Source organism: Parasphingorhabdus sp. (assembly GCF_041748495.1).
Taxonomy (GTDB): domain Bacteria; phylum Pseudomonadota; class Alphaproteobacteria; order Sphingomonadales; family Sphingomonadaceae; genus Parasphingorhabdus.
Genome location: NZ_JBGTDD010000164.1, coordinates 1 through 7722, shown reverse-complemented (window position 1 = coordinate 7722; position 7722 = coordinate 1). Strand labels below are relative to the sequence as shown.

General features: G+C 60.6%; 10 protein-coding genes. 8 read left to right on the top strand and 2 right to left on the bottom strand.

From position 1 onward, the window contains the following. The coding region (locus ACEW8J_RS14375; protein WP_373492330.1) for an ATP-binding protein at window positions 1–1290 on the top strand (1290 nt) is incomplete at its 5' end. Between the two features lie 87 nt (window positions 1291–1377). Next, window positions 1378–2382, top strand: a complete 1005-nt coding sequence (locus ACEW8J_RS14370; protein ID WP_373492329.1) for a rod shape-determining protein — start codon at window positions 1378–1380, stop codon at window positions 2380–2382. Window positions 2383–2437: 55 nt separating this feature from the next. Here ACEW8J_RS14370 and ACEW8J_RS14365 read toward each other — a convergent pair whose 3' ends face one another. After that, the gene (locus tag ACEW8J_RS14365) at window positions 2438–2860 is read right to left on the bottom strand and encodes a polymer-forming cytoskeletal protein (protein ID WP_373492328.1); all 423 of its coding nucleotides are present in this window, start codon (window positions 2858–2860) and stop codon (window positions 2438–2440) included. Further along, window positions 2853–4046: a peptidoglycan DD-metalloendopeptidase family protein gene (locus ACEW8J_RS14360; protein ID WP_373492327.1), complete on the bottom strand. Its 1194-nt coding sequence runs from the start codon at window positions 4044–4046 to the stop codon at window positions 2853–2855. Before ACEW8J_RS14360 ends, ACEW8J_RS14365 begins: the two co-directional genes overlap by 8 nt. Window positions 4047–4304: 258 nt before the next feature. Between ACEW8J_RS14360 and ACEW8J_RS14355 the strand changes: the two genes are divergently transcribed. The 6 genes from ACEW8J_RS14355 to ACEW8J_RS14330 all read left to right on the top strand — a co-directional run. Continuing rightward, entirely contained in the window at window positions 4305–5558 is a 1254-nt protein-coding gene (locus ACEW8J_RS14355) for a glutamate-5-semialdehyde dehydrogenase (RefSeq protein ID WP_373492326.1), read from the top strand. Further along, window positions 5555–6001, top strand: a complete 447-nt coding sequence (locus tag ACEW8J_RS14350; protein WP_373492325.1) for a hypothetical protein — start codon at window positions 5555–5557, stop codon at window positions 5999–6001. The genes ACEW8J_RS14355 and ACEW8J_RS14350 overlap by 4 nt, the downstream gene beginning before the upstream one ends. A 13-nt stretch (window positions 6002–6014) precedes the next feature. After that, the gene (locus tag ACEW8J_RS14345; protein WP_373492324.1) at window positions 6015–6656 is read left to right on the top strand and encodes a nicotinate-nucleotide adenylyltransferase; all 642 of its coding nucleotides are present in this window, start codon (window positions 6015–6017) and stop codon (window positions 6654–6656) included. Between the two features lie 92 nt (window positions 6657–6748). Continuing rightward, a complete protein-coding gene (gene rsfS / locus ACEW8J_RS14340) occupies window positions 6749–7072 on the top strand; it encodes a ribosome silencing factor (protein WP_335655322.1) in 324 nt (107 codons plus the stop codon). 12 nt (window positions 7073–7084) lie between these two features. Next, window positions 7085–7507, top strand: a complete 423-nt coding sequence (locus tag ACEW8J_RS14335) for a 23S rRNA (pseudouridine(1915)-N(3))-methyltransferase RlmH (protein ID WP_373492323.1) — start codon at window positions 7085–7087, stop codon at window positions 7505–7507. Between the two features lie 5 nt (window positions 7508–7512). After that, window positions 7513–7722, top strand: a 210-nt coding sequence (locus tag ACEW8J_RS14330; protein WP_373492322.1) for a hypothetical protein, incomplete at its 3' end; no start/stop codon positions are given.

The following is a 7722-nucleotide window of genomic DNA, read 5'->3' as shown; positions in this document are numbered from 1 at the left end:
ACTAAGACGGATGACCGGTCCAAAAACTGGGTTCTGAAACCGGAGAGCGAATGGGTGTATACGGAAGTGCCCGCCATCGTCTCGGTGGAACTGTGGGACGAATGCGCTGGTGTTGTCATGGAGCAACGGCTCAAACGGAAGCCTCCAGCCAAGCGCACCATCCACCTTTTTTCAGGATTAGTATTCTGTCACTGCGGCACAAAAATGTATGTGCCGTCTGACAGCCCCAAATATACCTGTCAGGCCTGCCGCACCAAAATTCCTACGGCTGATTTGGAAGCCATCTTTCACGAACAGCTCAAAGGGTTCATTTTTTCTGAAAAGGAAATTGCAACCTACCTTGCAGATCACGGTGAGCGTCTCACGTCCAGCGAAGGGGCCGTTGCCGCGCTTAAGCGTGAATATGAAACAACCAAAGGGGAGAGCGACAAGCTCTATGCCGCCTACTCCGCCGGGGCATTGGATGTAACCGATTTTGCCCGACACAATGAACCTTGGCGTCAACGAATGAGGGAGCTCGAAGCCGATATTCCCAAAGCCGAAGCCACCATCGATGCTCTCAAAGTCAGTTTCCAATCCCAAGAGGAAATCATCCGCGAAGCTCGGGACCTCCATATGCGCTGGCCAGAACTTACGCCTGATCAGAAGCGGCAAATTGTAGAAGCAATAGTTGAACGCATTACCATTCATCCCGACGAAGTAGAGATTGATCTCTATTACTCCCCAGACAGCGGAACTCCCACTGGTACGGGCGGAGGAGGCCCTCCATCAATCTCTTCTCCTCTTTTAACTGACCGCAAATTAGCAACACGAGCATGCCGCTGCGGCCATCTCGGCGATGCGACCCTCGCCTGCTCCCGGGCCCCGCGCTGCGCTGCCGATTATCAGGCGAAGGTCTCCGGTCCATTGCTCGACCGGATTGACCTGCATATCGAGGTCGAAGCCCTGTCCGCCGCCGACCTCACCATGCCGCCGCCGGCAGAGGGTTCCGCAGCGGTGGCGACGCGGGTAGCGAGAGCGAGATCCATCCAGACCGAGCGCTATGCCGATGTCGAAGCGAGAACCAACACCGAAATCGACGGCGACGTGCTGGAGAAATATGCGACGCCGGACGAGCCGGGGAGGATTTTGCTGGCGCAAGCGGCAGCGGCGATGCGGCTGACGGCGCGCGGCTATACGCGGGTGTTGCGGGTGTCCCGCACGATTGCCGATCTCGCTGGCGCGAAGGACGTCGGGCGAATCCATGTAGCGGAAGCGCTCAGCTATCGGCGGCAGCCGCCCCGGGCCTAGCGGGGGATCGCTCGCCATCATCTGACTGATGCACGAATAATCAGGAATAATGCTGACAGTCTGGCTGATGCGGTCTAAAATCCCCCGATGTACAAAATCCTATCGAGAAAACAGAAGCCCGATATCGCCATTGATCTCGGCACGGCAAACACGCGGATCATGACGGCGGCGGACGGGATTGTTTTTGACGAACCATCCTTATGCTGCTTTGCCGGCGACCCCGGCAGGGGAAAGCTGGTTGCGGCCGGGCAGGAAGCGCGGGACATGCGGGGTCACGACTCAGCCGACCTCACCATCGTTCGCCCGCTCAGCTTCGGGGTGCTGAACGATATTGACGCGACCCGCATATTTCTGGAATATGCCATCCGCTCCAGCATCGGCAAGCCCCGGAGAAGCGGCCTGAAGGCTACCATTGGCGTTCCAACGGACGCCACGAGCGCCGAGCGCAATGCCCTGATGACGGCGGCTCGGGATGCCGGGCTATCGTCCGTCACTCTGGTCGATGAAACCATTGCCGCAGCGCAAGGTGCCGGCCTGGACATTGACGCGCCTACCGGTGCCATGATTCTCGAATGCGGGGCCGGTCTGACCGAGGCTGTCGTTCTTTCCCTCGGTGGTCTGTGCGGCCGTGCCACCATTCGCAAAGGCGGAGACAGCCTGGATCAGTCGATCATTGATCATTTCCATGCCCGGCACAAATTCCTGATTGGCCAGAATAGCGCGGAAAAGGCGAAGCTGGAATTGGTCGAGCAGATGATGGCCGGTGCCGGGCTATCCGGATCGGTTCAGGTCAAGGGGCAGAATATGGCAACAGGCCTGCCGGAGAACCGGTCCATTCCGCTTGCGGAGCTGGCGGTACTGGTGGACAGGCATATTGATGCAATCGCCGACATGTCCGCCAATCTGTTGAGCAACACCGCCCCCGAACTCTGCGACGACATCTGTTCCAGCGGGATCATATTGACCGGCGGCAGTGCGGCCATCAACCTGATCGGACAGACATTGATCGACAGAATCGGGGTGCCGGTTACCATGGCAGAACAATCCCGGTCCTGCGTTGCCAAGGGCCTGCACAGCCTGTTGGTCCACTAGCGCTCTGCTTGCTATCTTCGCATCGCCAATCACCGGGCCGGAGCCCCGGCTGGAATCAGGCCGCCTTGTCGCCTTCGGTCAGCTCCAGCGGGATCGCCATTTCATTCATGTTCACCGTCGATCGGGCGAGATTGGGTGACTTGCTGCTGCGGTGCTTGAACTTGCCCTCGACATGGCCGCCTTGCTCGATCGTCACATTTTCATAAGTGACGTCGCCGCCGATGCGGGCGGAGGCGGCAATCACCAGATCTCCGGCATCGATCGAGCCTTCGACCGAGCCCGACAGGCTGGCATGCTGGGCGACAATCGCGCCCTTGATCTTGCTTGATGGCCCCTGGACCAGCGACAGGCATTTGACGTCACCGATCACCTCGCCGTCGATATGCAGGTCGACCTTGGATTCGATATTGCCGGTGATGACGATGCCGTCACCGATGATCGAGAAGCTCGATCCGCTGCTGCCGTTGCTTCTAGCCACGGCTGGCGCCTGACTCGGCGCGCTTCTCTGGGTTGGCACGTTGTCGTGCGATGGCTTTGACCTTGAGAACATCGTTATTCGCCTCCAAAAAGGGTCGGGGGTTGATGGCGCGTCCGTTCAGCCGGACTTCGAAATGGAGATGCGTTCCGGTTGACCGTCCGGTGCTTCCCATCGCGCCCAGGGGCAGGCCCTGCTCGATTTTCTGGCCCGCGGCCACGCCGATCCGCGACAGATGCGCGTAGCGGGTCATCAAGCCGTTGCCATGGGTGATTTCCACGGTCTTGCCATAGCCGGATTTCCAGCCGGCGTGGGTGACCTTGCCGCCAGCCGCTGCCAGGATCGGCAGGCCGTGCGGTCCCTTGAAATCTATGCCGCTGTGCATCGCGCCGCCGCCGGTGAACGGATCCCGGCGAAAGCCATAGCCGCTCGACATCATGCCGGTGCTCGACGGCTTGCCGGACGGGATCGCGATCAGCGTCCGCTCCAGCGCATCCATGCGCTGCAGCGCCAGATTGAGCCGTTCGAACGTGGGGTGCATGTCCTGATTCTGTCCCTTGAAGATCGGAATCAGCGGACCGCCCATGGCGCCCCCGGAATTTCTGGTCAGCATGTCCGGGTTCAGGCCGAACTTGCGAATCGCGCCCGCCGCCTGTTCGGTGCGTTGCATCGCCGCCAGTGTCAGTCGCCGGGCGAACAGGATCTGCCGGGCTTCCAGTTTCGCCAGATGCGCCGCTTCCGGGAAGGCGGCGCTGATTTTCCGGGTATTTTCGGACAGATTCTTGTCAATCTGCTGTTGTTCCGCGCTGGTCGCTGCCTCCGGCAGTTCGCCGACAAATTGCTCGGTCATCTGATCGAGCACATCCTGGCGCTGCTCGAGATCGGCCGCCACATCCTCGATCGATGCCTTGTAATGGGAGACACGGCTTTCGGTGCTGTTCACCTCGGCCTCTTTCTGCGCCAGCGCCATGCGTTCGCCAGTGACCATCAGCTGGTTGATCATCATCGCCAGCGTCACCGCCAGCCAGAAGGCCAGCGCCGCCGCGACAGAATAGAAAACACGCTTCTGCAAGCGTGCCGATATCGTGAGAAAACGGACCTGTCCGTGTGATCGCATGAAAAACTCGCGATCCGTAAACATATGATCCAGCCGGGCCTTAAACCCTTTTCCGGTATTTTGATTGTGCATGACCCGCCGCTATTATTCGTAATCCCCGGCCAGCCGCTAGCAGAGGGTTGGCGACCTGGCGAATCGCAGGGCGACGACTCGTGACGAGTCGAAGCAGTCACGGGATGAATTGCGGCTTTCGTTGAAAATCATCGAAATTCAACCATAACATTTACGCGAATCGAAAGAATTGGTTGCAGCATCGCGAAAATTTTTTTCGCTCCGGCTTTCCGGAGATTAAGGGTTAAATTGCCACCGCCGCCATGCTAGCAGCATCCCATGACCGAACCTGCACAATTGATTTCCGACATGGGCCGCAAGGCGCGCTCTGCCTTCTCCATTCTGACCGGCGTGAGCGACGCGCAAAAATCTGCCGCCCTGACCGCTGCCGCCCGCCAGCTGCGTGCCCATCAGGACAGCATCCTGGCGGCCAATCAGCGCGACATGGCCAGCGCCCGCGACCGTGACCTGACCGATGCCATGCTCGACCGGCTGATGATCGACGCCGACCGGCTCGAAGCCATTGCCGCAGCGGTCGAGCATGTCGCCGTGCTTCCCGACCCCGTCGGCCAGGTGATCGACCGCACCGAACGGCCCAATGGCCTGGTGATGGAACGCGTCCGGGTGCCGCTCGGTGTCATCGGCATCATCTATGAAAGCCGGCCCAATGTGACCGCCGACGCGGCGGCGCTGGCGCTGCGTTCGGGCAATGCCGTCATCTTGCGCGGCGGCTCGGAAGCGATACAAAGCAATGGCGCGATCCATGCAGCAATGGTCGCCGGCGTGGTCGAGGCCGGTCTGCCGGCCGACGCGATCCAGCTGGTCCAGACCACCGACCGGGCCGCGGTCGGGGCGATGCTGAAGGCCGCCGGCCTGATCGACATCATCATCCCGCGCGGCGGCAAGTCGCTGGTCAAAAGGGTGCAGGACGAAGCGCGGGTGCCGGTGCTCGCCCATCTCGACGGCATCTGCCACAGCTATATCGGCAAGGATGCCGATCCGGACAAGGCGCTGGCGATCGCGGTTAACGCCAAGATGCGGCGCACCGGGATTTGCGGCGCGATGGAAACCCTGCTGATCGATCAGGATTATCCCGCCCCCGGCGCCCTCGTCCGCGCGCTGCTCGAATCCGGCTGCGAGGTGCGCGGCGATGACAGCATACTCGAGCTCGACGAGCGAATCGTGCCGGCGGAAGCGAGCGACTGGGATACCGAATATCTCGCCCCGGTCCTGTCGGTGGCGATGGTCAACGGGGTCGACGAGGCGCTCGACCATATCGCTGACCACGGCTCGCACCATACCGACGTGATTGTCACCGAAGACAGCGCCATGGCCGAAAAGTTCATCCTGCGCGCCGACAGCGCGATCGTGATGCACAATACCTCCAGCCAGTTTGCCGATGGCGGCGAATTTGGTCTGGGTGCGGAAATCGGCATTTCCACCGGCCGGCTGCACGCGCGCGGTCCGGTGGCGCTGGAAGGGCTCACGACCTACAAATGGGTGGTCCGCGGAACCGGCCAAGTCCGGGCATGACGGATGCGCCTTTGGCCATGGGTAGAAAATTGCTCATTGCGGGAGGTTTATTGAGTTCGCTCGCTGCCCTGCTCCACATCGCAATCATCTTTGGGGGTGCGGACTGGTATCGATTTTTCGGTGCTGGCGAAGACATGGCCAGAATGGCCGAAAAAGGATGGTTGTACCCGAAACTGATGACGATCGGCATCTCCGCCATGCTCTTCATATGGGCCTGGATTGCTTTTGCCGGAGCAGGGTTGGTTCGCAAGCCGCCGCTGCTTCGCACTGGGCTCGTCATAATAAGCTCGGTCTATTTACTCCGCGGTTTGATCCTGTTTCCGATGTTAATTTTCATCCCAGATGACGTAAGCAGTTTTGTCGTTTGGAGCTCGCTTATCGTCCTCGTTTACGGACTATGTTACACGGTTGGAACATGGCGAGCCTGGCCGAATCTATCATGAAAACACCCGGTCTGTGAAAACCACCGGCCTGCTTGGCGGATCGTTCAATCCGGCGCATGGCGCGCATCGCTCGATCAGCCTGTTTGCGATGGAGCAGCTGGATCTCGACGAATTCTGGTGGCTGGTTTCTCCGGGAAATCCGTTGAAAGACGGGGCCGGCGACATGGCGCCCCTGCATGCGCGGCTGGGATCGGCCCAGAAAATGGCGCGCCGGAGCAGGATACGGCCCACCGCGATCGAACGGGACATGGGCACCCGCTATACCTATGACAGCCTGCGCAAGCTGGTTCGGCTTTACCCGCAAAGGCAATTTGTCTGGGTCATGGGCGCTGACAATCTGGCGCAGTTCCATCGCTGGAAAGACTGGCGGAAGATTGCCCGATTATTGCCGATTGCAGTTATTTCGAGACCCGGCTATGATGATGATGCTTTTGCGGCTCCCGCAATGGCCTGGCTGCGGCGCTTCGTCCACCCCGCGAGCCAGCGTGGTAACTGGACCAGCTGGAGTACGCCGGCGCTGACATTCCTGCGCTATCGTCCCGACCCACGCTCGGCCACCGCGATCCGGATGGCTCGGCCCCATTGGCATCAGCAATATGAGGACCGCCGCGTGCGAGACGCGGTGACCCACCGGCTGATTGGCCCAGAAGATTAGGATTTATGTTGACGAAACCGAAGGTAAAAGTTCTGAAATCTGCCACTTCTCCGGAAGGCAAGGCGGAGTCGGACGCGCTCCATGCGCTGGTGATGAAATCGCTCGACGATGATCAGGCGCAGGATATTGTCTCCATTCCGCTGGCCGGCAAAAGCAATATTGCAGACCATATGGTGATCGCCGAAGGGCGTTCGACCCGGCAGGTTGCATCCATTGCCCAGAAGCTGGCGGAACGGGTCAAGCAGGCTGGCGGCACGGTTCGGGTCGAAGGCCTGGCCAATGCCGACTGGGTGTTGATCGATGCCGGCGATGTGATCGTCCATCTGTTCCGTCCGGAAGTGCGTACCTTCTATAATCTGGAACGGATGTGGGCGGTCGACGAGGAAGGCGAAGCGCCGGAAGTCGTCGAAGCCTGATATTGCCGGGCGATGAGATTGCATATCGTCGCTCGTGGCAAGATCGGCCGTAGCCCGGAAGCGGATCTGGTCGATCGCTATGTCAAACGGATTGGCTGGGACGTGAAGATCAGCGAACTGCCCGAACAGGGCGGCAAGTCCCCCAGGCTGCAGGGCCGCACCAGGATCATCGCGATGGACGAAACCGGTGAAAACTGGACGTCGGGCGAATTTGCCCGCTTGCTTTCGGACTGGCGGGATGATGGCGAGCGCGAGGCCCGGTTTCTGATCGGCGCCGCCGACGGCCTGAGCGCCGAGGAACGGGCCAGCGCCGATCATTTCTTTTCTTTCGGCAAGGCCACCTGGCCGCATATGATGGCGCGGGCGATGCTGGCGGAACAATTGTTCCGGGCGACATCGATCATCGCCGGCCATCCCTATCATCGGGAAGGATGAGGCTGATGTTGCGCCCTGCCCTCGTCCTGATCGGCTTTTTCGGCCTGGCGACGGCCGGAACCGCCTTGCTCTCCGCCCAGGCCACCGAACCCGGTCTGTCAGAGCAGCGGCGCAGCCTGGTGGATGCGCGCGAGCAATCCGAGCGCGCCCGCCAGCGCAGCGATGCCCTGCTCCGCCAGGCGCAGGCAGCGAATAATGATGCCGACCGCGCGGCC